The following is a 25,270-nucleotide window of genomic DNA, read 5'->3' on the forward strand; positions in this document are numbered from 1 at the left end:
TTGCAATCTTGTATTTGTCAATAATCTGGTACTGAGATAACTCCCCCTCCAGGTAATCCTTCACTGCTTGAAGCTTCAGTTCAACGGAATAGGTGCGGTTTCCCTTTTGAACCTCTAATCCTTCGATGCCATAGACTTCATAACGGCGTCGCCACTTAACCAAGGTTGTCTTTGATATTCCATATTTGTACGTAGCAGCCATGATGCCAAGTTCACCACGTTCAATCTCTTCGATAATGGCGAGTTTCTCTGTCGCCTGAAATGGTTCCCCAGACATAAAAATGCTCCCCTCATAGCATCAGGTTTTTAATATTTCACCTGTCTACTATTTGGGGAGCATATCAAAACTCAACAGTCTGTTTTAATTAAACGGAATTAATTGTACCATCTAAGGTTCATGATTCTCTAGCAGGCTGCTCATTGCATCAATAGCCTCCTGCTCATCCCTGCCTTTGGTTTGAATCGTAATTCGAGTACCTGTACGCATAGGTATCAGCAGCATCCCCAGAATACTTTTTGCGTCTAAATTTATGTTTTCCCGCTCAAACTTGATTGTGATATCTGAACGGTAGGTGCTCGCTTTCTGTGCTACCATTTGCAAATATTGAGGCTGCATGTCGTGAGAAATTTCGATATCATGGACTCTCATTAAAACTCCTCCGTTCCAAGATCTGCGTTGTTGAATATCTTTACCATTATTGACTCCATATTACAACACAATTCCTGTTCTGAAAAGTACATGCAATCGTTTTCATTGATTTTCTTACAGTTACATCGGATTTTACCGACTCTACCTTGCTTGCCCTGAAGCAACTCAAAGACACCAAGCCAGCATAACATGATTGGCTTGGTGTCTTTGTTCCATATTCCTTTTGATTGTACTACGTATTCGCACATCTTCTGCTAAAAGCAGCTTCGATGGAGCCTATTAGCCCTTATCATCCTGATTATCTGCTTCAACATAATGCTTGAGCATTGCCAGCTTATTTTCCCAATGCCGTTCATAGAAGGAAAGCCAGTCCTTTAATTCAAGTAAAGGCTCCGATACAAGATGATACCTTGTCTCCCGACCAACCTTTCTTTCCTGGACAAGTCCGGCTTCAGCCAAAATTCGCAGATGCTTAGACACCGCAGTTCGGCTGATTGGAAAATGTCCACTTATGACCGTCACGGGGAGCTCCTGATCGACAAGCAATTGCAGTAAACTGCGCCGGGTAGGATCTGCTATCGCTTGAAATACATCATGCTTCGGTGAAGCATTTGCTTGATCAGGCTTCGACATAGGTTGCCAGCGATTTGGCAAGCCCAACCCAGCCTTGAGCCATATTGTCGCGAATGATTGTATGGGAAAGTCCAAATTCTGTAACTTTATCAGCATCCCAACCAGAATGTGTCAAAGTAAATTCGGTTTTATCCTCCAACTCCGCCAATTCAAATTTAATCGTCCAGTCTTTACCCCATTGAAAAGCCAGACTATGAGGAGGTTCAATCTCAATCACTTTACATGGTGACATCCCAAAGGGTCCAGCATTCACCAAAAATTCATGACCGGCAACTGGCTGGAAATCATTGGGCATAAACCATGCAGCAATGCCTTCCGATGTAGCTACAGCACTCCATACTTTTTGAATGGGCGCATTAAATACCATTTTCTGAACAATATCTTCCATTTCAATAACCTCCATGTCGATGTTTAAATAAATGCGAAACTAATTGGTTTCGTATCATTATATGACACCTTAAGGTTTCATGTCAACTGCATGGCCACAAAAGGTTATCCGATCAATTTTAAACCTACAGCCGAACAGAGAATCATCGCTATGAACAGTAGTCTTCGCCATTCCTTCGGTTCCCCATACATAAACATCCCGACTAATGCGGCACCAATCGTACCAATCCCCGTCCAAACTCCGTAAGCCGTACCCATAGGAATAGATTGCATAGCATAAGATAAGAGTACAAAGCCAATACCAAAGGTAATAATAAGATAGAATAAAGCATCCCACTTTTTCATAGCCAAACGTTTAAGATTGATAACACCAAACACTTCAAGACATCCTGCAGCAACCAGAGCTAACCAAGGCATTATAGGCTCCCCCTCTCTGCTTCGGATTTGACTCCGTCTGTGGCTTCTGTCGTGACGATCTTCAAGCCAATAACTCCCGCTAACAGCAATACAATGAGCAGAATCTTGGACAATTTAAAGGGTTCACCAAACATTAGCATCTCTACAAGCACCGTACCGCTAGTGCCAATACCGGCAAAAACAGCATAGACCGTACCCACCGGTAAACGTCTTGCAGCTAAAATAATGACCAGAAAACTTATAATGATAGCTACCGCTGTAGCTGTCCATTCCAGTGCAGTTGCTGAGTGCTTAAGACCGGTTACCCAGACGACTTCAAGTATGCCTGAAAGCACCACATAAATCCAATAACGATTCATATCTATTCCTCTCCTTCAAGCTGCCTACCTAACGTTAATTAGTTAATAATATTACATATCTCTGTAAAATGTCAACCATCAGATTACTATTTGCGGCATTGTAAAATTTGCTTGGTGACATTGGCAGCTTTTTGACTTGTATAGTAAAGTAAGCACAGGAGCTCTCCATTCAAACCAAAAAGCCCGCAGCTTATGCGGACTTGACTTGTGTCTCTTCAACTCTTAGCTTTATGCTTCTTTTTGAAGCTTGCTTTTGGCTGCTTCGACTAGTTCTTCATAGATTTCATCATCTTCCAGCAATTCTTCTACAGCTTCGATATCTTCTTCGCCACCAGACTCGTTCAGAAAATTCAAGCTATAGCTCCACTCTTTTCCTTTTTTGCTGTACAGCATTATTTCATAGGGCTGCTTGTGATTCTCAACTGCAAAAGATACCTTGCCTACATGTCCATCTTCTTTGCTATAAACCATACTTGCATCCAATATTTGAATCAACAGTATCATCCTTCTTTGTTTGTGAGTCATTTCATCGTAACATATTGCAGTGGGAAGAGCTATGTAAGTGTACTGGCAATAGCAGAGAGCCGCACGGCTAATCCAGCCATCGTATCCACTGTGGCGACCATTTGATTCGTAGCATCAGCTTGTTCATTAATTCTCAGTACGCTATTCTCGGATGAGCTTGTGATTTTATCCATATTCAAGACGATCTGTTCCGTTAAATTAGCGATTTTCTCAGCATTATCCTTTGACTGAGCAGAAAGCTTGCGAATTTCCTCGGCTATTACTCCAAAACCTCGGCCATGCTCGCCGCTTCTTGCCGCTTCTATCGCCGCATTTAATCCGAGAATGTGTGTCTGAGTTGCAACATTACGGATGAATTCCAACATAACCCCAATATCTTTGGAAATAACCTGAACCTCTTTGATCTGTTGTGCTAGCTGTCTTTCGTTTGTATCAATCTCTCCGGCAGATGCCGCAATATGTACAATACTGGTTGACAAGCCTTGCGCGTTCTCTTGGAGCAGCTTGGAAACCTCCTGCAAATCGACCCCAATCCGTTTAATCAGCTCATTGTTCGTACTGCGAATTCGAGTAGATAAACCCTTCATAACGCGCCAAACCAGAACGATGTCTTCCTTCATGAGTTTGCGGAATGAATCCTCACCAAGCACGACGAGCTCGCTATCTCGATCTACGATCGCAGTGCCGCTGCGGGGCATTCCTTCCAGTAATGACATCTCGCCAAAAAAATCACCTTGTCGAAACTTGGCTACCGGTATGCTGCTGCCGTTTTGCTCCAGAAAAACATTTACTGATCCGCTAAGCAAAACATACATATCCTCACCAGGATCACCAGCACGGAAAATAACCTCGCCTGATTGCTTAGTAATAACGTGGCCTGCCTCTTTTAACAGCTGCTCATTCATTTCCATAGTTATCTACCCCAATGGTTTGTCTTTGTATGTACCACTCCTATCTACATATTCTATGAATATTCGACCAAATCCTTTATTGCCGTTTTGTAAATTATTTAACCTCTAAACTTATTCAAACTCTAAACGTTTCATAAAATCCTCGACAGCACTGTAGCCCTGCTGACGCAGATACCAGTTGTTCGCAGCAGCCTCCACCAGTCCGGCAACATCACGTCCAGGTTGTAGCTGAATTTCAATGTGGGGTATACGTACGTCCATATATTCCGTAAATTTCTGTTCAAGCTCCAACTCATTATTAAGTCGGTTGTCCTCCCATTTGGTCAGCTCAATATCCAGTACTATCCGGGTTTCATCTTGAAAAGCTCTGCGGCCATACAGACGGGACACATTCACAAGACCTATACTTCGTAAAGCGAGGAATTCCTTGGTTTTTCCATTGTGTGTACCTACTATGGTTTCCGAACTGATTTTACGCAATACGACGATATCATCAGCAACAAGCCTATGCCCACGATGAATTAAAGTATGGGCCGTCTCGCTTTTTCCAACACCGGACTTACCGCGAAGCAGAATCCCGATACCGGATACGTTGACACATACACCATGAATCGCGATCTCAGCGGCCAAAGATTTAGCTAGATAAGTATCCATCAGATCAACAAATTTATATGTCGGCTCAGGGGTGCGTAATAAAGGGATGCCCTCTTCCTCGCAATATTTTGTTAAATATTTCAATCCTTCCTGATTACGTGTAACAACGAAGCACGGAGGGTGATATTTAACGACATTCCCAATCCTTAAATTACGCTCCTCCTCACTTAACGTATGCAAATAATTGATTTCCTTCCTGCCCAGCACTTGAACATGCGCATGAGAGAAAAAGTCGAAATATCCGACAAACTCCAGACCCGGACGATGCGTCTTGGGTTTAGAAATCATCCGCTGCAGCTGACCATGGCCGGCTAGCACTTCCATAGAAAAACGGTTTAACAAATCCTGTACTGTGACGGTTTTCATAGTAGCTACACTCCCCTTGTCTAATTAAATGTTATTTGATTTATCAATATAACTCTTTTACTCTGTGAACGTCATTTGGTTTCAACAAACTTTTTCATGACTTCGATATCGGCTTCCTGAAGTGTCTTGTCACTGTAGCGAGCTTGTTCATATATGCCTACAATCGGTCCTAATGAAGAAGAGGGCTCTCTCTTTCTCCAGCGTTGAATATCCTGACTAATTTCCTCAGGGGTCAAATGCTTCTGAAGCTTGTAGCCTTCCTTGGTATGTTTGCGAAGCCATTCACGATACAAAAACCGGGCACGCTCCCGATTATCCATTGATGACCAGCTCCCTTTGGAATGAAACTGTCCTTTCAGCCACTGCCTAAGACTTCCTGTTAAGCTGCTGTTCAAGCCTTTCCAATCCATCAGGTTTTCGATATCATCTTCGTAGCCCGTATCCTGTTGGTGCAATCCCCTTTGATTGAACCGAAGCATCAGCCATTGAAAAAGTCGTTTAATCAATGGAGGAAGTCTTTTAGCTGCAAAATACAATAGGATGAGCACACCAATAACAAGCGCTGCGCCCACAAGAAACATCATGACTTTTTCGAGCCATTGCAGCCATGCTGCTGGTGGCGGTGTTTCACCGAGATTCATAGATGGCGGCGGTGTCACCTCTTGATTGGCTGGCGGCGGTTCGGAGGAATGATTCAATAATTGATTCAGCCAAGCAATGATTTGATCTTTTAGCCACAGCAATGCAGCCTGCAGCTTCCGTATATATACAATGAGCACGATGAGGACTAACACTAGAATAATCAGAACACGATTTTGCAGCAGTACCCCGGAAGCAAGCACAGGTTCCTTGTTACCAGAAAGTGTTTCCTGCTTCATCATCGTCTGATTCGTCATCAGAAAGGTCAACGCCAATGCCAATAACCCAAAGCCTGTCAAAAACGGCAAATAGGGCTCAAACGAAGGTACAAACTGGAGCACTACGGAACCTATAAAATAGATGACCAAACCGACCGCATAGAAACTAACAGGAAACATTAAACTCCAGAGAACAGTGACCATACGCGCGCCGCGGTAAACACATACTGCTGCAACCGGCAGTACAATAAAAAATGCATAGGACGATCCCGATAAACTGATTGCGTCTATGGCTCCGACACAGATAACCATCCCCAGCATCAGAAACATTTTGCTAATATTTAGGAGCTGATTTATGGCGAAACCTGCAGCGTAGCAAACAGGCAATGTGATTAACCACAGCCATAAGCTTACATTCTCAGGAAATAAGTACACACCTGCTAAGAGCAGCAAAGGCAGAACCATCAGCAGCTCTGTGCTTCCTTTAAGTGCGGCAAGTCCGATTCCCTTCAACTTTGTATGGGTATTCATAGGCTAACACCTGCCTGTTCGGTAGATGCCTTTTCCGTTTCAATCAAGAATAGCTCTACGGCATTCCCGCTGCGGCGCAGCTGCTCAATGGGCTTCATCATTTTCTCGCTCACATAAGCTGAAATGACCACAATGTCCAAATTGGTAGCTCCTTGCTCTACTACCTCCTGCAATAAATCATCAAACGGGATTCTCCGTCCTGCAACAAGCTTCGCCATCGTTTCCAACAGAAAGGTCATCTGGGCAGGCCCATTCCTTGCTTCAATGTATACGGGATCATTAGGTAAATCGATCAAATACGCATTGGTACCGAAGCCTGTTTCCATTCCCTGATCAATGGCCTGAGCAGCAATCGCCGCTGCATAGGAAATACCCTCCTCGAACAGCTCTTCATCGTTTACCTGACTCCACATTTTGGCATGATCTTCGACATTAAGCAAAATCATGAGCCGATGATCGGCGGTATAATCCAACTGATGCACCTGCAAGTGCCCGCTGCGAGCAGTGGCTTTCCAATTCACACCTTTTAATGGATCACCATAACGATATTCTCTTGCCCCTGAAATCATGAAAGGATCTTCCACAATCCAGCGTCGCACACTAATATCACCCTGCCAGCTGTGTGAAGGCAGTGCCATCGCATCTAGATCCGCTAGCTTCGGATATACGAGCAGCTCCACATTCAGCGCAAGTTTGATCGTATTCCTATATACACCCAACAAATCTCCGCATGTCATAGACGCCGTATTTAATCTGTAGCAACCCCGCTTCTTGCACATAATCCGATGACGTCTCGTAATCTGCGTGAAGGGCATCAAGCTGAACAAGCTTTTGTGGTTCTGAAACATCGTACCATCACTAATATCCAGGTTGCTTTGGTTTTGAAACTTCAAACCCGCATGAATCAACGATTCAAGCCGCAGCCACGGTACTGGCACCAGATTGCGGTTGGCAATCCGCTCCACCAGTTCTACCTCTTCACCTTGAAAGCATGCCTGTGTACCAAAAAAACGCTCATATTTGAGCCCTTTTTGTCCAAAATAGCGGAATACAAGCCCCTGAGCAATCACGATAATAAGAGCCGTTAATATAAACCAATGGATCCCCATACGACCACATCCTATCCGGAAATCAGGCTATCTTCAATAGGCACAGGTACATCCCGTAGGATGGCGGCAACTATCGCTTCACTCGCCTCAGTACGTGAACGCAGCGACCCTTTTACGATGAGCCGATGAGCGAGCACAGGCTGAGCCATAGCTTTAATATCATCAGGAGTAACAAAATCCCTGCCTTTGAGTATCGCTTGCACCTGAGCGGCTTTGAGTAGAGCTTGACTCCCTCGGGGACTGACACCGGTAGAAATATCGTTATGAGTACGTGTCTTCTCCACAATAGCTATCAGATAGGCCAGTATATCATCACTTACCTTCACTTGTGAATAGCTGTCCTGCGCATCAACAATTTCCTCCGCCTTGGCAACACCCAGGATGGCATTCAAGGGATTGGCCTCTTTAAAGCGTTTCAGAATATGTATGCCTTCCTCTGTGTTGGGGTATCCCATCTTGATTTTGAACAAGAATCGGTCAAGCTGAGCCTCCGGTAGCGGAAAAGTCCCCTGATTTTCAACCGGGTTTTGTGTTGCGATAACAAAAAACGGACGCTCAAGCTTTCTCGTTTCCCCATCTATGCTTACTTGTCTTTCCTCCATGCACTCCAATAACGAGGATTGAGTTCTTGGTGTTGCACGATTTATTTCATCAGCCAGCAGAACATGAGTGAACAAGGGCCCTGGACGAAATTCGAATTCAGACAGCTTTTGGTTAAAAAAGTGAATACCGCTTAAATCCGATGGCAGTAAATCGGGCGTAAATTGAATTCTTTTAAAGCTGGCATGAACCGACTTCGCCATTGCTTTAGCCAGCAGCGTTTTTCCTGTTCCCGGCACATCCTCAAGCAGCACGTGCCCTGATGCTATGATTGCGATGAGCAGCTTATCGATGACATCCTCTTTTCCGACTACTACCCGATTAATATTGTCTCTGATATTCTGAGCCAAGCTTCTAATTTCCGCAAGCTGCATAAAAGTTACCTCCATCAATGATATAAGCGAGAATGAGTTATTAATAATCATTTGTAATCGTTTGCAGTTTAAATGTACCATAAGCGCCGCTGGTGTGCACCTTCCGCATTTTTTAATGCAAGATTTTACTGGAGAACGCCTCGCCTAGTCTTCTCATACTTTCTTCCCATGATATACAATAATCGAAATTATACACATACATCAACAATACTGAATAATTATATTATATATATTTACATATACATTTTTATATATTATTATCAATTTATACCAATTGTTAGGAGTTATATACAATGGAAAAGTACACCGATACGATGACCCATTTACACAACAACAAAGCACTTGAACTGAATGTTCAAGCCTTGCTGAAAAAGGAAGACAATGTAGCAATAGCATTAATCGATGTGGATCACTTAAAGGAAATCAACGATGAATTGGGCAGTGAAAAAGGTGATGAGGTACTTCAGAAGTTAGCAGCAGCGTTTGCTAAGCTGGCGCCAGATCAGGCTTATCGTGTCTCAGGGGATGAGTTTGCTATTGTCATGCCTGGGTTAACGCTGGAACAAGCGTTTTTAAAAATGGAACTATTAAGGACTTCTATTGAAGCCAATCAGCATTACGGACTGCCTGATAATTGGTTGGTCACCGTCACTATTGGTGTCGCCCAATACCCTCGTGATGCTAAAGAATATCAAGCACTGAATCGGGCTGCTGATGCGGCGCTGATGACTGCCAAAGAGATCGGACGAAATCAAGTTGCACTCCCCCCGACTGAAGAAATGGTAATGAAATCCTGCTACTACTCTTCGATTAGCTTGCGTCGACTGAAGCAGTTAGCCGAAGGGCTTAATAAAAAGGAATCGCTGCTGCTTAGGGAAGCCCTTGATGATTTATTTAAGAAATACGATAAAAGATAATATCAAACATAAACAACCATTTAAGTGGAGGTAGTTATGGATAACGATCGATATTTTCTAGAGCTCGCTTTGGAAGAAGCCAGGATCGCATCAAAGGGAGGAAGCATACCGATTGGCGCTGTTCTCGTTGGACCGGATGGTGACATCCTCAGTCGCGGGCATAATCGAGTTTACACGATGCACGATCCTTCCTGGCACGCAGAAATCGATGTAATTCGTCAGTCTGGCAAGCTGTTAATGGATAAGAAATATAAAAATAAATGTACCTTGTACTCTTCAGTGGAGCCTTGCCCTATGTGTTCGGGTGCGTTGATATTGTCGGATATTCACCGTGTTGTCTGGGCTTTGAGTGATAACTATCTGGGAGCTTTACGAATCATGAAGGACGGACAGCATTTTAGACATAAGTTTGATAAAATCAGTTCAAGCCCTGAGCCTTATCATGATTTAGCACTTCAATCTGAGGCACTCATGAAGGAGTGGAATGTAAATCGGGGAATACCCTATGTTGTGAGCAGTGTGCATACGAATAATAAGTAGCTCCGAAGTATCGAAATTATAGACTTCGATTTGCAATATCCCCTCACTGCACTATACTTAAACGTAGTTGTACATAAATTTGAGGTGCTTACTTATGAATATTTTGAAAGTAAAAGACCGCCAGGAACTGGATAAAAAGTTACCCGCGATGCCATGGTACGTAGAGAAATTCATCAATTTCAAGCTGCCCGACCTGTCCCCTTCCTCCCTGCTGGAGTATGTACGGGATTATGAGACCTTTTTCTCATGGATGCTCGCGGAAGGTCTGGCAGAAGCTAATTCGATAAAACATATTCCAATTGAAACGCTGGAAAAGCTGCATATGGAAAGCATCGACAATTTTCGAATGTTTCTAATGACACGGACCGAGCACACGAATAGCCGTGTTACGATTTCGCGCAAGCTCTCCTCACTTCGCTCTTTGTTTCATTATTTGAGTCAAATTGCCGAGGATGAACAGTTTTATCCTTTACTGAAGAGGAATGTGATGGCGAAGGTCGAGATCAAGCGAACCCACAAACCGAAGGATACAGCAGCCAAGCTTGAAGGCAAGCTGCTGCAGGAGCAGGAAATACATGAATTTATGGCATTTATCGAGCATGGCTACGGTGAAGAGGTTGCTGCGAATAAGCAGGCACTATACTCCTACCATATCAACAAGGTTCGCGATGCCTGCATCATACGGCTGATCCTGAATTCGGGTCTTCGGGTTTCTGAGGTCGTGAATTTGAATTTTGATGATATCGATCTTAAGAAAAAATTGACTTATGTTTATCGCAAGGGCTCGAATGACGATACCTTTAAAACTCCAGTTTATTTCCGTCAGGATGCAACAGAAAATCTGATGGCCTACCTGGAGATTCGACAATTGCAATATAAAGCTCCACGAAAAGAAAAAGCCCTCTTTCTTGCCGTCGCTAACGGAAAAAAAGAAGGAGAGCGCATGACCAAACGTGCCATACAGGAAATGGTCATCAAATATGCCAAACGGTTCGGGAAACCTTATCTGTCGGTTCATAAGCTGCGTCATTCATTTGCTACAGACTATTATCTGCGTAACGATTTATACAAAACCCAGGAGCAATTAGGACACGCTTCATCGGATACTACCCAGATTTATGCCCATTTGACCGATAAAACGATGGCAGAAGCAATTGATAATGAGAAAGAATGATATAAGGAACAACCTATCGAGTCTCGGGACACACTTGATACTTCGCTTTATCGTTTCTTTACCCATTCATTACCGGATAAACCTATAAAATGATACCAGACACCACTAGGGCCTACGTCCCACTTCTCAAAGGCGTGTACGGTCTGTGGGCCATAGAAACCCTTGGCATGAGCGGTTTTCTCTTCAATAGGATGGTCAAAGGTTTGATCTTCCAAGGTTAATAGTATATCCTCATCTGTCGGAGCGATCTCAATAGGACGCTCCAATAAAGCCCGCTCTGGATTTACCCACTTATCTCCCGTTGGTGTCATTACATGCTTCCATTGCGCACCAGAAGCTTCAAACGCTTCGTATTCCCCAGGCTCAAGCCAAAATATCATACTATAATCTAGAGTAGGCTTCTCAAAGTAACGGGTTTGGACAGACAATTTGACAGTCTCCTGAATAGGCTTATAAGAAATGGTGGCTTTATTTTGCGGGGCTACCCAACGTTCGCCTTGCGGCAGGTGGAATTTATACCATAACTCTCCACTCGGACCAAGAAATCCATGGGTATCCCATGTCGCCTCTATTCGTAAGGTTTGAGATAACAAGGGTTCAGCGGCAGCTTCGATATGATAAGGATAAGGGTAAGCTGTTTCCGCTGTTTCCAGCTTCATATCAAACGAAATAGGCGTTTCAAGAATATCCTCCACCAATGTTGGTTTCAGCAGCCATTTATCACCGAGCCATGTATGTATTCGATACCAGCTGCCTCCACCACCCAAAAAGGACATGGCATTAGTTCCCCGCAATTGCGAATATGTAATAGATGAATCGGATTTTAATTTTTGTGGAGATAACGTTAATCCCGATGGCCGTGTATTCGGCTGATCATATAAGGGAGTCTCGAAAATCGTCGTAATCGATCGTTCCTCCTCCTGCAATAATCCGTTCATCACCCGCTCATCTGCATGCACCCACATGTTGCCCAGCCAAGTTGTCTCAATAAGATACCAAACTACATCAACAGGTTCATCCTGCCTCCACTCTGCATCAACGTCAACAACTTTTACTGATTGTAGAGGGCCGAGGCTTGCAGAAGCTTCCTTCGGATTTTTATAATCCTCATATAACTCCGTTTCTGCCAGAATAGTAATATACTGGGGCTTTAGGTTGATCGTGGCCTCCGCTGAGCTTGGAGTATAAGCAGAGCCTAGCAGGTAAATTCCTGCAATTACAGCATAACGTATAAAAAGAGAACCATAGTAAGAACTTTTCATTATTCACACTCCTCGTCAACTTTAACTTATAAACGGAAATAATATCCAATAAGTTGCGGGAGGTCCTTATTATTTCACTAAATAGGTTTTATCGAGTTTCAAACGGATATTTCATTCCCCAATCTCCGCGAAGTGCATCCAATGTCCTCATAATCGCCAACGATTCGTCTAGCGGCATGATGTCGCTTTCTATTTTCCCCTGCTGAAGACAACGCATGGCTTCGGCCGCCTCGTACATATATCCGATCGCCTTACCGCAATCCTCAAAACGCTCCTCCTGTTTTCCATAAACGGACAAAACAGCTGTCTTGGCTTCCCAGAACTTCGGGATTCGTATCTCGCCATCCGTTCCGTAAATAATAGCTTCATGCTTTGTTTTTAATCGAAGGCCCGCCATCAGATTAGCCATTTGTCTCCCCTCGTAGCCAAACAAAGCTGAAAATTCCTCATCAACGCCAGTCGTCCCAATACGGGCCACGCTATGAATGGTTGAGGGTGGTCTGCCCATAATCATGGAAATAAAAGAAACACAATAAATACCAACATCCAGTAAAGCCCCTCCTGCCAGTGCTGGGTTAAACAACCTGCTTGTGGGATTCAACTTCGTGCGATTACCGAATCTAACGTCAACCATATTCACGTCTCCGATTACTCCGCTGGCCAGCCATTCCCTCACTTTATGAATCGCCGGCAAATACCGCGTCCACATGGCCTCCATAAGAAACACCTTATTCTCACGAGCAATCAGGATTAGTTCCTCCAATTCAGAAGCATTCACTGTGAATGCTTTCTCGCAAAGTACAGCTTTACCTGCCAGAAGAGAGGCTAACACGTTATCTTTGTGCTCGGAGTGGGGAGTAGCCACATAGACAATGTCTACATTCGGGTCAGCAATAAGCGCGTCGTAGCTGCCATAAGCGTGGGGTATATTATGTTTTGCGGCAAATGAGTCTGCTCTTTCTTGGGATCGAGAACCTACAGCTACAATTTGCGCATCCGGAAGGTGCAGCAGTTCATTAGCAAACGTATTTGCGATACCTCCCGGGCCAAGAATCCCCCATCGGATCTTTTGATTCATGAATAAACACCTCTTCCAATAAATTGAATCGAACATCGAGGTATACCGTAAGCAATCGTAACAGTTCGTTACCGTTCAATTAACTTAACGATTAAACTAATTATAGTTGATTTTAATTTTAAGCACAATATATCAATTTTAGGTGCTGTATCAAGTTGAGAAATAGAAAAAGCAAAAATAAAGGATAACCCCATGGTTATCCCTTCATGATCAAGTATTCACACTCCAGCCATTTCTACCAGCGCGTGTTTGTTCAGCTTGCCATTCAAGTTTACCGGAAACTGAGCAACCTCAATAAATTTGCTGGGCAGGATGGCCGGGGAAATATACAGCAATAAATGTTCTCTAAGCTGTGTAGTGGCTACTGACCCTTCTGCAGTATAGTAGGCGAACAATTTCGTTTTACCTTCAAAGTTAACGCCCATCACACAAGCCTCAATAATTGCTGGATACGTCATAAGGTGCTTGCGAATCGTCTCTGGATGCACCAATATGCCGTTAATTTTGAGCTGATCATCGATTCTTCCGCCATATTCGACTCTCCCATCCTCTAGCCATCTTCCTATGTCTCCTGTTCGGTACATAAGTTGACCGGGTTCATGCGGATTCGCAATAAATTTCTCTTGAGTCAGATCTTTGCGGTTTAAATATCCTAACGCCAAACCGTCCCCTGCTATGCAGATTTCTCCCCATACGCCCACCGGACAAAGCTGCAGCCAACGAGTCAGCACATAAATCCTCGTATTGGCAATTGGCTTGCCCAGAGTCACCCTGTCTTCCTCAACTTCTGAGGACAGTGCATCAACTGTTACCTCTGTGGGTCCATAGTGATTATAAAGCTTATAGCCTCTCTTAAGGATCCGGTCCTTAAGCTCCCACTCTAGAATATCTCCACCTGTAATGACCACTTGAACGCTTTCCAGCTTATTATCGTCTGCAATCAGTGACAGTAAGGAAGGAACGAGCGGAACGATTTGCACTTGATGCTTATCGATGAAATTGCGAAAAGCCCCCTTATGAAGCAGCAGCTCGCTTCTTATAAGATATAGGGTTCCCCCGTTCAGCAAGGGTCCAAATATCGATTCCACCGACGCGTCAAAGGTCAGGTTGGCGGATTGAAGTATACGTGGAATCTTAGCCATCCTGTATTTCGCCCCCAGCCAGCAGCAGAAATTTATAACTCCCTGATGGTGAACCATGACTCCTTTGGGTGTGCCTGTCGTTCCTGAGGTGTATATCACATAAGCTAGATCTGAAGCGCAGCCTTCCGATAAAAGTTGTGCTCCTTCGTCCATTTCATTGTCATAAGATAACGGATCGTATGGATTAACCAGTTCGACTCCGATGTTGTGGGACAAGGATTTGCTCACAGCAAGAAGCGTTCCACTATCTGTCAAAATCATTCGGGTAAGTGCTTCCGGAGCACGTAGGTCGATAGGCAAATAAGCTGCACCCGATTTCAAAATCGCCAGCAGCCCAATCACCATCTCGACCGTTCGATCCGCTGTTATCGCAACTATGCTGCCGGATCCCACCCCTCTGCTTTGCAGCTTGACGGCCAGTTGAGTTGACTTCCGTTCCAGCTCCGCATAACTGAGACTTTCTTGGTTGCACACTACCGCTATCTGCTCAGGATTAGCCGCCGCTTGCCTCGTAAAGAGGCCGTGGATGGTGTGATCCTTCGGATAGTCACAGCGGGTCTGATTAAACGTATAAAGCAGCTGTAACTGCTCTTCACGTAATAAAATATTAATATCCTTAATTGATGTTTGTTCATCATAAATCAGAGCTTCATAAACCTTCTTTAAATGCCCTATAAAACGATCAGCTGAAATTTCGCTATGCAAATGCGAGTTTAGCTGCCTGTCTGCATCCATGATCACTTCGAGCTCTCTATCACTTGCTGTTTCCTGCCCAGAAGCAGAGCTATTTGTGAAGTTTGGTGCAAAGGAAATCGCAACTCCGCTTGCTTCTGCATAAGAAGCTAATGATATACGAAGCTTATTCATCCATTCCTTGAGTGTATCCTCCATACAAACCGGAATGTCGAGAACAATGACATTGTCCCGAGGAACAACTGTGTTGTTGCAGGTCCACATGGGCATCTTGAACGTTGTATCGATATGCAGTTGAAGATGATCGGGATCATGGTATTTCATGAGGACAATGCCCCAAGCCATCTGTAAGCAGGAAAAAATCATCTTCGATTTCCTCCTCCTTCCTGATAAACGGAGTCGAGTTTTCCCTTAAAATGAATCACAGCGTCAGTTAAGACCTTATCTCCTTCGGTGTGCTTATAAAGACGCTGCTCGAGCCGCTCCCAGACCGTCTCTACGGGAAGCAGCATGCCCTTCAAAGCCAAATTGACTGTGGCTCGCCACCCATCCATATAATTGGTCACCGCCTGACGGACCATGGTCATCTCTTCGATGGAGCTTTCAGGCAAAGGAGCTGAATCAATTATACGGATCAAGCCGGTCAGCCGATGCTGCATATGCCGGGTTTCCTTAAGAATCACGCACTTGCGAATCGGTGGCAAATTCGAATTTAACAGCTCAAGTGCGAAGGACCCGAGGTGAAAAGAATCGGACTGCAGCATCCGACCTGTATAAAGAATTGCCTGCTCATCCGTAATTACATTGCATCCCGGGTCCAGGGATTGGTAAGGAAGTCTCATTGCCTCGTGCGCCTGCCGTAAATAATGACCAGCCATTACCCCATTAAAGGCTGGATGATCATCGAAAATCTGGTATTCATCATTAACCAGTTTTTGCTGCACCCATATATAATGACCAGCATGCTCATTCCCATAAAAAACCTTGGCGTGCGGCATAAAAAACAAGTCACAGGGCAGCAATACCTGAAGACCGCTCTTCAGCGTGTCATCAATCCAGCCGTATTTGAACTGCCTTCGAATCCCGTATAGACCGAACAGCTCCTGTTCTGTTGCCAATACTTGTGTTAAGTTAAAATCGATATCAGCATCCGTCCACTCAGGTATAAAGGCCCACCGGTCAATCATCGCGGCATAAGTATGTACCTCTGGATATAAAGCCAGCAATTTATCGATATAGCAATCAACCCATTGCTGCTTCATGGATCTCAACTCCTTCTCTTTCTGCCTGGTCTAATAACGAACCGGTGCATAATCCGAACCATATCCTTTAACTTCCATAATTATTCGTTACGTCAATGAATCCACACCTAATTTGGCACAAATTCTATCAACCATACTTCGCAGCGTGGCAAAGTTCTCGAATAACAGCTCTTCGTCGTCAAAAACAATCTCAAATCTCGTTTCGAATTCAATCACAAGATTCATGGAATTAAAGGAGTCCATCCCGAGACTGGCCAACTCTTTATCCTCTGTCAGTGCTTCGTCCGTCTGCAATACCTCTTTTACCATATTTCTGACAAAATCCGTAATCGAATCCTTGTTCAAAATGGTTTGGCTCATTAGGTCGTCCCTCGCTTTACCCAAAGATTTGTGTGAGATAAATTCACTGCAATAACAAACGAACCTTGCAAAGGTCAATGCCGCCGAACAGCTTGCCCTCTAAGAGATCTGTACGGTAACGGTTTAAGGTCCATCTTTGCATGGTATTCAGGTTCGGTCCGCTCCACTTACGTAGATACAAGGTATACAGTTGTAGATGACGTAGTAGCATCCATTCCGGCACGTATGCCAGCAGCTCCTTGGAAACGGATTGATTACGGGTATAACCCTCCATAAAGTGATCCATAAACAGCTGCGCAAATGACAATTTATTATTGGTAGAACGATCCGTGCTGAGACCATAATACAAAGCGACAGCAATATCGCTGGCAAAATGATGGTATAGCATCCCGTCAAAGTCAAAAGCGGTCAACTTGCCGGCATTTACATGGAAATTGCGATGATGCAAATCATTGTGGATTAATCCAAACTGTCCCTGCTGTTCGGGTATCTGCTGAAGCTTTGATAGGAATATGCCCAGTGATGCTTCAAACTTTGGTTCCACTGCAACTCTCCACAAAGCGTCAGCATATAATTCATCCTCATCCCAGCGGCAACGTTTCCACTCCGGTCTAGTCGGTTTGTACTGCATGGATATTTGATGAAGCTTGCCTGTCAGCTGACCCCACTCAATAAACAGCTCCGGTCCCCAGTTTTCAGGGCTGCACAATTCCCCTTCAGCCCATTCAAATGCGTATGCCCAAACTCCGCCTCCTACCGGAATATCGACCGACTCTACATAACTGCCGTTGTGAGAGGCAATAGCTTTTGCGGCGGATACACCATGATCCACTGCAAAGTGGACAAAATCAATTTCTCCCTGAATTTCAGCTTCCGACCGGCGCTGTCGGTCTATCATTTTTAATACATACCGTTTACCGCGATTAGCCCAGGCATACACGCTGCTCTCGAAGCTTTCCATAGGTATAAACAAAGTAGATTTATCAGCAAACCTGCTGCCAGCCTCGCTCACCAGACTCTCGTCGATTTGAATGTTTATGGACTGCATCTCCGTTCATCTCCCCAGATGGTCAAGCAATCCTTCCAAAAATTCTTTTTCGTAGGCTTGCAGCTGTTTAATATTATGAATCGCTCTGGTGATATTGTGAGGGTTCTGCACAATGCGCTGCTTGACACACAGCTGATGAACGATCATCGTTTTTCTCAATACCTGTTCTGCCATGTTGATGAACCTGTCATCGGTCATGTAATTGTTTGCCGACAAATATTTCATTCTTTCAATCATCAATTTTTTATGGTTGACCAACGTTTGCAATGCCTTCATGTGAATAATCGGTTTGTCGCTCTCGCGTTCCAGCTCCAAAAATTGAATGAACAAATCATAAGCTCTCAAACCGAACCAAAAGTCGATCCGTTTGGGATTCCTTTCGGTTACAGGCTTGGACAAAAGGTGCTCTTCCAATGATCTCATGATCAATTTGATATCAAATTCGAATATCGGGGTGTTTAGTGCCTGATAAGGAAACTGGATAATTTCCAACGTTTGACTTGCTCGCTGAGGTACTGGAACCGCATGGGCAAGAGCCTCTTGAAACTGCTCAAAGCTAAGTGTTTGGTTGGCTGTAAAGACAGGCGGATCGGCAAAAAATCCAGCAATTCTGAACAGCCTTTGCTCCCAATCATAACCATGTACTAATACATGATGAACTAGATGGTATTTTTGATAAGCATGCATGCCTGGTATGAAATATTCATCCAGCGCGATAGCCAAATACTGCTGCTTATTCAGACAATCGACGAACAATTCGATACTGTCAGGGAACCAAGCCCTCAACTGATCCGTGTGTAATTTGGAGACATAAGAATAGGGCAAGCTATGAAAATGAGAGGAAGTGGCCAGATGAATGAAATTGCCTTTGTCAAAATGCGGCACACCAAATATATGAATATAGTTGGTAACCAGCCATGGCAGTGATTTTTCTGGGCGAGTGAGGATAATGGCTTGTGAAAATGCGTGAAACGAATGCACATCAATAATAGGAATCTCCAGCGGGAGGTTGACCACGCGGTTATCTGTTATCATCGCGATCTCCTTTCATTAGACAGCCCTAACCACAAAATCCTCCAGCCATTCTTCATGTGTCTGAAGCATCGTTGAATAACGTGCTTGGAGCGGCTGCAGCTTGTGGGGCTGCACGGATAACCCAATTTTATACAGCTGGTATAAGCTCTTTTTCCATTCATTTTGGCTAACTCTAAGCTGCTGAAGCATCCCATCCGAATCCCTGACGCGCTCCCGATGCTTCCCAATAAACATTTCAAAGTAATCCAATTGATGCATGATTCCTCCGACGCGCAGGCAGTAATACATATGTTTGCAGCTGTCCGTGAACTCTGCAGGATCCATGTTAATCAATCGCGACCAATCTGCGACATAGGCTCTATAAGCGTCCAGCCCTTGAAACCGTCCTTCAGGCAATATATGCCCACGACAAAACCGCTTGATGTTCTCAACTGCCCTGTGAAACCGCGCGTCAGCATTCGGTGTTGGATTGTGCGACGGATCAACCTCAAACCAAGCATAACCCCATACTCCAGCAAGTATATGTGACAACGATAACGGACCTTTATAAGATAATGTTTGTCCTGAACCATCAAGAAAGGAGGTGTCCGCCACCTGTGCGATTTGATGGATCACATCGATTCCATACAAAAGTAAAATATGATTGTGTTCGGCTCCATCGCGAAAAACCGCATGATAATCCAAATAGGGACTCCTCATAAAAATCAGGATAGCGCGATTCCCCCGCACAATCTCACGGAAAGTGTCCAGTACGGCAGGTCCCAACTCGAACGTATATTGAGCATGAAGCCCATAGCAAGCCGCAAACTGCCGCATGATCGTCTCCTGGGAAGCAAGCCACATCTTGCATAAATTCCCGTTGTATTCGAGATTCAGACCATCACTTTGAAAATATATATCCGCTTCCACTACTTCCTTATCGAATTCGGGTCGTTCTCTGACCAGCAAATGGCGCAATCCCGAGAATAAACAGTGATGTCCGGATTGTACAGTAAAATTGTCCACCATATAAATTGACATGACGGCTCCCTTCAACCCTTTGTGCTCACTTACTTACACCATCGACAGGTATACGATTGGACTGGATGGGGAGGACGATTTGTGTACCGATCCGCTCCAGCTCTTGAGTGCTGATCAAGCCCGACAGTATAAAATAGTTCACTCCAAGTCTATGAAATCGGAAAAGCGTCTGACGTACTTCCTCGTAGGAACCGACGATAGAAAAGCCATTCGAGGTGTTCAACTGTGACAATCCGGCCCATAATGTGGAATCTGGGCATCCTTCTGCTTGTTTATATTCTATATGCTTATAATAATTATGATATTTGGAAATGCCGACCGAGTCGCTGTTGTTGCGAAACAGACGGTTCATTCTTTTTTGAAACGGACTGGCTTTTTCCAGAAACAGATGGGCAGCTTCCCAAGCCTCGTCCGTCGTTTCCCGCGCAATGATATCAATCATGATTCCACATTTGGGATTGGGATTTAGATTCGTACGAAGTTCGGGCAGCAGTTCACGAAAGCTTGCGAAATGCTGCTTGATCACATCAAGCTCATGCCCGAATACTAGGTAACCGCCAGCAAATTCCGCTGCAATGCGCATAGCATCCTGCGAGCTGCCAGCCATAAATATTGTTCCCGTTGGTGCCTTCAGCTTAGGAAAAAGCTCCGCATTTTGCACATCGAAACAATCCCCATGGTAGTGGATAATCTCGCCCTGCTGCAAGCGCAGGAACAATTCGATAAATTCCTTTGTTCGCTTATAGCGTGAAACATGATCACCGGCACGTGTCATCCTTCCCAGCTCTACCTGCGAGCTGCCAGATACAATATTCAAATCTATGCGTCCGTTGGAGAGCAAGCTTAGCGTGCTATAAGCTTTGGCAGTGGTCGTGGGCAAACAATAGCTTGTGTTTTGCGCAACGAGAATACGGATTCGATCCGTTTCCTGCGTCAGCACCGTGGCCATAATCCAAGGGTCCATATAAGAATTGGCGTTAATAAGCAGTACTGATTGAAATCCACCTGTTTCCGCCAGCTGCGTCTGCTTGATAATAAGTGACAAATCCGCTTCCGGCAGCATCCAGCAAAATTCCATGCGTTTCACCCGCCGTTTAGTTTGATTTGTTGGTATTTATCGACCAATTCCTTAATTCGGCGAAGCGTGGATACATTTTCAGTTAGCAAATCATCATCATCAATCTCGATCCCAAAAACAACTTCCAGCTCGACCACCAATTCCACGACGATGATCGAGTTCAAATTATACTCAATCAAATCCTCATCAGGTCCAAGCGAATCCAATAAATCACGTTCCTGCTTAAGTACCCGCTCCAGTATATCGAGAAACTCTAGTTCCTGAGTTAGCTTTGTTATGGCTAACACCTCCCTCAACAGGTTTGTTCATAAAAAATGTCGTCCATCGATGATTTTTTTGCCATTATACAAGTTTTTTTTATCTTTAAAATCCCTCCATGCTGTAATGATGGTAATAACCTGGCTGCGTTCAACAACCTCCTCTACAGAGTCCGCATACTCAATAGGTAATCCATAGGCGCTGCGGAAATTATCCATCGCCAATGGGTCATAAGCTACAATCCGACTGTAGCCGCGTTTTAGCAGCAGTCCAATAATATCCCTGGACACTGCGCCTCTGACATCATCGCTTTCCGGCTTGAACGACAGTCCTAGGATACCAATCGTTTCTTCAGGAAGGACTGCAGCCGCAATTTGCTCTACAATATGGCTTTTAATATCCTCATTGACTTGCAGTACCGCTTTCAGCATAACGGCTTCATGCCCATATTGCTCTGCATGTGCATATAAGGATAACGTATCCTTGGGCAGACAATAACCGCCAAAGCCACAGCCAGGAAACACGTAGTCCGTCATTTTTGCAGGGTGCCCCTGCCATCTCTTATCTTCATGAAGCAAATGAAACACCTGCGGAATATTAATACTGCCAATTCGTTTAGCAATCATCGACAATTCGTTAGCGAAGCTAATCATCGTGGCCAGCAGCGCATTCGAGGCATATTTGACAAATTCAGCGGTATGCGCGGATACACAATGGATAGGAACACCGAAATTGACATACAGCTCTTTTAGTCGCTGTGCTCCTATTGGATCAAGCTCTCCAATGATGATACGATCCGGTTGAACAAAATCATGCCACGCGGAGCCCTCACGAAGAAATTCAGGATTAGAAGCCAAGCCTATGTTTTCCCCAATCCGATAACCCCGACCTTGCAAAAGCGGCTGAATGACATCCGTTGTGGTAGATGCCGGAACCGTCGATTTAATCACGAAAACAGGGTAATGCTGCGGCTGCGACAGCTGCGCCAAGGCATCCAGACAAGCAATGACCGCACGTCGCAAATCACCTAAATCGGTTTCTCCGCTCGATGAACTTGGCGTTCCGACACATATAAAAATAATATCCGCTTGAGCCACAGTCTCCACCATCGTATCGCATACGATAAATCGGTTCCCTTCGTACAGCTCCAGATGCTCCTGAAGCTGCGGCTCATAAAAAGGGATTTGCTTGCTTTTATAGAGCTCTCTTTTGTACTCATCCGCGTCATAAGCAAATACGGGTTGACCCGTTCTATGAGCCAAACCTAATCCCGTCGTCAGCCCAACAAACCCTAAGCCAATAACTGCAATCATGAGCTGACCTTTTCTCTTTCTTTTGCCAGAAAGGACAAATACCGTCTCACGCCAACCTCTACATCAATGACAGGCTGAAAGTCAAGCAGTTGTCTAGCTTTGGAAATATCGGGACATCTGCGGGACGGATTGCCGGTTAAATAATCCTTTTCCATCGATGGCTGATAAAGGATTGCTCCCGAATAGCCCCATAAATCTGCCGCCTGATTACGGAAAATACTTGCCAGCTGCAGCACTGTAATCTCCGGTCGATCCATCCCAATGTTAAAGCAGTCAAATTCATCATGGGTTAATACCTTGATATATCCAGCAATTGCATCGGCAATATAACAAAAGGTCCGGGTAGGTTTACCATCTGAATGGATCACCAAATCCTTATTGGTTAGTACGGCCTGTGCAAAATCGGCTGGTACTCTTTTGTCGCCAACCGCCATACCCGGTCCAAAATTATTGAATGGTCTGACGATCCGAATCGGCATATGATATGTCTGGTGGTACACATAACACATCGTTTCTCCCATACGCTTTGACTCATCATAGCAGGCACGCGGACCCAACGTGCTCACATTACCAAGATAGGTTTCAGCAGTGGGAATACATTCCGGCACAGGATCACCATACACCTCACTGCTGGAAAAAAACAACAGACTTTCTACAGGCCGATGACGATAAAATTCAAGCAGATTTTTTAGTCCCAGCACATTCGCATCAATGGTTTCAATTGGAAACTGACGGTAGTAGGTAGGTGAGGCAATGGACGCCATGTGAATGACATAATCCGCACGGTGAGCAGCCGGAATCGATTCCAGCTTATCGACTGCAATATCAAAGTTGTGTATTTCAATATTTGCTACATCACGGGACAGCTCCTCCAGCCAGATAGGTCTGCCATAGCGGAATGAATCCAGCAGCACAAGTGACTCAACTGGAACCCCCTGCAGCTTCAAATAAATGAAGTAATGCGTTAAATAAAACCCAATAAAACCACCGCAGCCCGTGATCACAATCGTTTTTCCTGCAAATCGGTCAGCCTTCTCAGTCTGGCCAAATATATAAGCCAGATCCTCCAGGATAATATCGTTTCCGGTCATCAATGGCACCGTTCCTTTCAGCATTTAGTTGGTTTTCCACGGCGCATTGCCGGAGGCCCACAAGCTTTCCAAATACTGCTTATCCCTCATTGTGTCCATACATTCCCAGAAGCCAGTATGTCGATAAGCCATCAATTGCCCATCTCTAGCCAAACGTGTCAGCACATCGCTCTCGAGTACTTCTTCATCCTTGCTCAAATATTCAAGCATACCCGGTTCAAATACAAAGAATCCGCCATTAATCCAGCTCTCTGTGTCCAGCTTTTCCTTAAAGCGAACGACCTGATCACCCTGCAGATCAACCGTACCGAATCGGGCCCTCGGACGCACCAAGGTCAAGGTTGCCAGCCTACCATGTGAACGATGAAAATCCATCAACCGCCTCAAATCCACATCACTCACACCATCACCGTACGTCACCATAAAGGTTTCCTTGTTCAACTGATCCCTTAAACGATACAAGCGTCCACCGGTCATGCTGTTCAGTCCTGTATCCACCAGATGAACGATCCAATCGTTATCCGGTCGCTGTTTCACTTCAACAGCTGAGCTTGACATGTTTATTGAGAAATCACTTTGCAAATAGACGTAATTTAAAAAATACTGCTTGATCACCTCTGCCTTATAGCCGAGCGCGACGATAAACTCCTTCAATCCGTAAGCCGCATAACCGTGCATGATGTGGCATAGAATGGGCAGCCCTCCAATCTCCACCATCGGCTTTGGCTTAAGCAAGGTTTCTTCGCCCAATCGGGTACCCAGACCGCCTGCGAATAATACGATTTTGGTCATTGCAGTTCCCTCGATCCTTCAGTTAATGGGAGATTAACCACTTGCACTGGTGTAGCTGCGAATGGCCACATTCCAGAGCTTACGAGATATAAATAGAAAGAGAATAGGTGCTGCGATAAACCAAACCATATAGGAAACATCCAGCTTATCCATCGCATACAATGGCGAAAAGTTCGTTATAATAAACACCGGAAACAGGAACATACCCGCCTGCTGGATTGAACGTCCGTAAATATTCATGGGCACATGATTCATATCCCAGATGGCTGTTGACATTTGATTAACCGCGTCGGTATTCACCGTCCAAAATGAAATCAGCGAGGGAATCAAAAAAATCGCGTATTTGAGCACCACACCCACGAATATAAAGGCCATAAAGCCGATAACCTTCACAGGCGTTACAGGAATACCCATCCTGCTCCAGCCGATCACAATCATCGCGATCCCTGCCACCACATTCGTAAAGGAGTACCCGAAGTCGATTCTGCGCAGCGTAGCAATAAATTGCAGCGAGACCGGCTTTGTAATCAGCATATCCAGCGTACCGTCACGGATATGATTGCTCAGCATCATAAAATTAGAATAGAAAAACAAACAATAAAATCCTGTCATCATCGTAAACGAGCCGACATACATCAGCAGCGCATCCGGGGTATATCCATTAATAATGACACCCACCCGAAATGCCACCAGTACATAAATCAGCTTGATACACAAATAAGCAATCTCGATCGTATTGGCGAACAAGAAATTGATCCGATATTCCATCTGCGCGATAAAACAATTTTTCACGAAAATCAGGTAGATGTACCCGTATTTCTTCAACGTTTTCATG

At 44.6% G+C, this 25,270-nt stretch carries 29 protein-coding genes; 3 read left to right on the forward strand and 26 right to left on the reverse strand.

Going from position 1 to position 25,270, the window contains the following annotated elements; translation table 11 throughout:
* The 12 genes from BM210_RS20950 to BM210_RS21010 all read right to left on the reverse strand — a co-directional run.
* Positions 1-277, reverse strand: a 277-nt coding sequence (locus tag BM210_RS20950) for a helix-turn-helix domain-containing protein (RefSeq protein ID WP_143101074.1), incomplete at its 3' end; no start/stop codon positions are given.
* 111 nt (positions 278-388) lie between these two features.
* Positions 389-649, reverse strand: coding sequence for an HPr family phosphocarrier protein (locus tag BM210_RS20955; RefSeq protein WP_091173064.1), 261 nt, complete (start codon positions 647-649; stop codon positions 389-391).
* 279 nt (positions 650-928) lie between these two features.
* Positions 929-1,282 carry an ArsR/SmtB family transcription factor gene (locus tag BM210_RS20965; RefSeq protein ID WP_091173069.1) on the reverse strand — a complete coding sequence of 118 codons (354 nt, stop codon included), beginning with the start codon at positions 1,280-1,282 and terminating at the stop codon, positions 929-931.
* Positions 1,269-1,670, reverse strand: a complete 402-nt coding sequence (locus tag BM210_RS20970; RefSeq protein ID WP_256223881.1) for an SRPBCC family protein — start codon at positions 1,668-1,670, stop codon at positions 1,269-1,271. Before BM210_RS20970 ends, BM210_RS20965 begins: the two co-directional genes overlap by 14 nt.
* A 104-nt stretch (positions 1,671-1,774) precedes the next feature.
* Entirely contained in the window at positions 1,775-2,086 is a 312-nt protein-coding gene (locus tag BM210_RS20975) for a DMT family transporter (RefSeq protein ID WP_091173072.1), read from the reverse strand.
* Positions 2,086-2,445 carry a DMT family transporter gene (locus BM210_RS20980; protein ID WP_091173075.1) on the reverse strand — a complete coding sequence of 120 codons (360 nt, stop codon included), beginning with the start codon at positions 2,443-2,445 and terminating at the stop codon, positions 2,086-2,088. Before BM210_RS20980 ends, BM210_RS20975 begins: the two co-directional genes overlap by 1 nt.
* A 228-nt stretch (positions 2,446-2,673) precedes the next feature.
* Positions 2,674-2,940 carry a hypothetical protein gene (locus BM210_RS20985; RefSeq protein ID WP_371263513.1) on the reverse strand — a complete coding sequence of 89 codons (267 nt, stop codon included), beginning with the start codon at positions 2,938-2,940 and terminating at the stop codon, positions 2,674-2,676.
* A 59-nt stretch (positions 2,941-2,999) separates the two neighbouring features.
* Complete coding sequence (locus tag BM210_RS20990) at positions 3,000-3,881, reverse strand: methyl-accepting chemotaxis protein (RefSeq protein WP_091173078.1); 882 nt, start codon at positions 3,879-3,881, stop codon at positions 3,000-3,002.
* 111 nt (positions 3,882-3,992) lie between these two features.
* Positions 3,993-4,901 carry an HPr(Ser) kinase/phosphatase gene (gene hprK / locus BM210_RS20995; RefSeq protein WP_091173081.1) on the reverse strand — a complete coding sequence of 303 codons (909 nt, stop codon included), beginning with the start codon at positions 4,899-4,901 and terminating at the stop codon, positions 3,993-3,995.
* Positions 4,902-4,972: 71 nt separating this feature from the next.
* Positions 4,973-6,289 carry a DUF4129 domain-containing protein gene (locus BM210_RS21000; RefSeq protein WP_091173084.1) on the reverse strand — a complete coding sequence of 439 codons (1,317 nt, stop codon included), beginning with the start codon at positions 6,287-6,289 and terminating at the stop codon, positions 4,973-4,975.
* A complete protein-coding gene (locus BM210_RS21005) occupies positions 6,286-7,398 on the reverse strand; it encodes a DUF58 domain-containing protein (protein ID WP_091173086.1) in 1,113 nt (370 codons plus the stop codon). Before BM210_RS21005 ends, BM210_RS21000 begins: the two co-directional genes overlap by 4 nt.
* A gap of 11 nt (positions 7,399-7,409) precedes the next feature.
* Positions 7,410-8,372 (reverse strand): AAA family ATPase, encoded by a 963-nt coding sequence (locus BM210_RS21010; RefSeq protein ID WP_091173088.1) that lies wholly within the window; start codon positions 8,370-8,372, stop codon positions 7,410-7,412.
* A 293-nt stretch (positions 8,373-8,665) separates the two neighbouring features.
* Here BM210_RS21010 and BM210_RS21015 point away from each other — a divergent pair, with 293 nt between their 5' ends.
* The 3 genes from BM210_RS21015 (at position 8,666) to xerS (ending at position 11,003) form a co-directional block, all read left to right on the forward strand.
* Positions 8,666-9,289 (forward strand): GGDEF domain-containing protein, encoded by a 624-nt coding sequence (locus BM210_RS21015; RefSeq protein WP_091173091.1) that lies wholly within the window; start codon positions 8,666-8,668, stop codon positions 9,287-9,289.
* A gap of 36 nt (positions 9,290-9,325) precedes the next feature.
* Positions 9,326-9,829, forward strand: coding sequence for a nucleoside deaminase (locus tag BM210_RS21020; protein ID WP_091173094.1), 504 nt, complete (start codon positions 9,326-9,328; stop codon positions 9,827-9,829).
* A 94-nt stretch (positions 9,830-9,923) separates the two neighbouring features.
* Positions 9,924-11,003: a tyrosine recombinase XerS gene (gene xerS, locus BM210_RS21025; protein WP_091173096.1), complete on the forward strand. Its 1,080-nt coding sequence runs from the start codon at positions 9,924-9,926 to the stop codon at positions 11,001-11,003.
* 47 nt (positions 11,004-11,050) lie between these two features.
* Here xerS and BM210_RS21030 read toward each other — a convergent pair whose 3' ends face one another.
* From BM210_RS21030 to BM210_RS21095, 14 genes are all read right to left on the reverse strand, one after another.
* Complete coding sequence (locus tag BM210_RS21030) at positions 11,051-12,265, reverse strand: hypothetical protein (protein ID WP_091173099.1); 1,215 nt, start codon at positions 12,263-12,265, stop codon at positions 11,051-11,053.
* Positions 12,266-12,353: 88 nt separating this feature from the next.
* Positions 12,354-13,343: a Gfo/Idh/MocA family protein gene (locus tag BM210_RS21035; protein WP_091173101.1), complete on the reverse strand. Its 990-nt coding sequence runs from the start codon at positions 13,341-13,343 to the stop codon at positions 12,354-12,356.
* Positions 13,344-13,561: 218 nt separating this feature from the next.
* Positions 13,562-15,544, reverse strand: a complete 1,983-nt coding sequence (locus BM210_RS21040) for a non-ribosomal peptide synthetase (protein WP_091173104.1) — start codon at positions 15,542-15,544, stop codon at positions 13,562-13,564.
* Positions 15,541-16,440, reverse strand: coding sequence for a hypothetical protein (locus BM210_RS21045; protein ID WP_091173106.1), 900 nt, complete (start codon positions 16,438-16,440; stop codon positions 15,541-15,543). Before BM210_RS21045 ends, BM210_RS21040 begins: the two co-directional genes overlap by 4 nt.
* Before the next feature lie 87 nt (positions 16,441-16,527).
* Positions 16,528-16,800 (reverse strand): acyl carrier protein, encoded by a 273-nt coding sequence (locus BM210_RS21050; RefSeq protein WP_091173108.1) that lies wholly within the window; start codon positions 16,798-16,800, stop codon positions 16,528-16,530.
* 43 nt (positions 16,801-16,843) lie between these two features.
* The gene (locus tag BM210_RS21055; protein WP_091173111.1) at positions 16,844-17,848 is read right to left on the reverse strand and encodes a phosphotransferase enzyme family protein; all 1,005 of its coding nucleotides are present in this window, start codon (positions 17,846-17,848) and stop codon (positions 16,844-16,846) included.
* Positions 17,849-17,854: 6 nt separating this feature from the next.
* Positions 17,855-18,883, reverse strand: coding sequence for a hypothetical protein (locus tag BM210_RS21060; RefSeq protein ID WP_091173114.1), 1,029 nt, complete (start codon positions 18,881-18,883; stop codon positions 17,855-17,857).
* 15 nt (positions 18,884-18,898) lie between these two features.
* On the reverse strand, positions 18,899-19,903 hold the full coding sequence (locus BM210_RS21065) for a hypothetical protein (RefSeq protein ID WP_091173115.1): 1,005 nt from the start codon (positions 19,901-19,903) through the stop codon (positions 18,899-18,901).
* A 25-nt stretch (positions 19,904-19,928) separates the two neighbouring features.
* Entirely contained in the window at positions 19,929-20,981 is a 1,053-nt protein-coding gene (locus BM210_RS21070; RefSeq protein WP_091173118.1) for an LLM class flavin-dependent oxidoreductase, read from the reverse strand.
* Positions 20,982-20,986: 5 nt separating this feature from the next.
* Positions 20,987-21,268 carry a phosphopantetheine-binding protein gene (locus BM210_RS21075; protein ID WP_177237929.1) on the reverse strand — a complete coding sequence of 94 codons (282 nt, stop codon included), beginning with the start codon at positions 21,266-21,268 and terminating at the stop codon, positions 20,987-20,989.
* An 18-nt stretch (positions 21,269-21,286) separates the two neighbouring features.
* The gene (locus tag BM210_RS21080; protein WP_091173122.1) at positions 21,287-22,552 is read right to left on the reverse strand and encodes a UDP-glucose dehydrogenase family protein; all 1,266 of its coding nucleotides are present in this window, start codon (positions 22,550-22,552) and stop codon (positions 21,287-21,289) included.
* Positions 22,549-23,667 carry an NAD-dependent epimerase/dehydratase family protein gene (locus tag BM210_RS21085; RefSeq protein ID WP_218184957.1) on the reverse strand — a complete coding sequence of 373 codons (1,119 nt, stop codon included), beginning with the start codon at positions 23,665-23,667 and terminating at the stop codon, positions 22,549-22,551. The genes BM210_RS21080 and BM210_RS21085 overlap by 4 nt, the downstream gene beginning before the upstream one ends.
* A complete protein-coding gene (rfbF, locus tag BM210_RS21090) occupies positions 23,668-24,435 on the reverse strand; it encodes a glucose-1-phosphate cytidylyltransferase (protein WP_091173124.1) in 768 nt (255 codons plus the stop codon).
* Between the two features lie 33 nt (positions 24,436-24,468).
* Positions 24,469-25,269: an ABC transporter permease gene (locus tag BM210_RS21095; RefSeq protein ID WP_091173126.1), complete on the reverse strand. Its 801-nt coding sequence runs from the start codon at positions 25,267-25,269 to the stop codon at positions 24,469-24,471.
* Position 25,270 lies beyond the last annotated feature (1 nt).

This window comes from Paenibacillus sp. 1_12, assembly GCF_900114475.1.
Taxonomy (GTDB): Bacteria; Bacillota; Bacilli; order Paenibacillales; family NBRC-103111; genus Paenibacillus_S.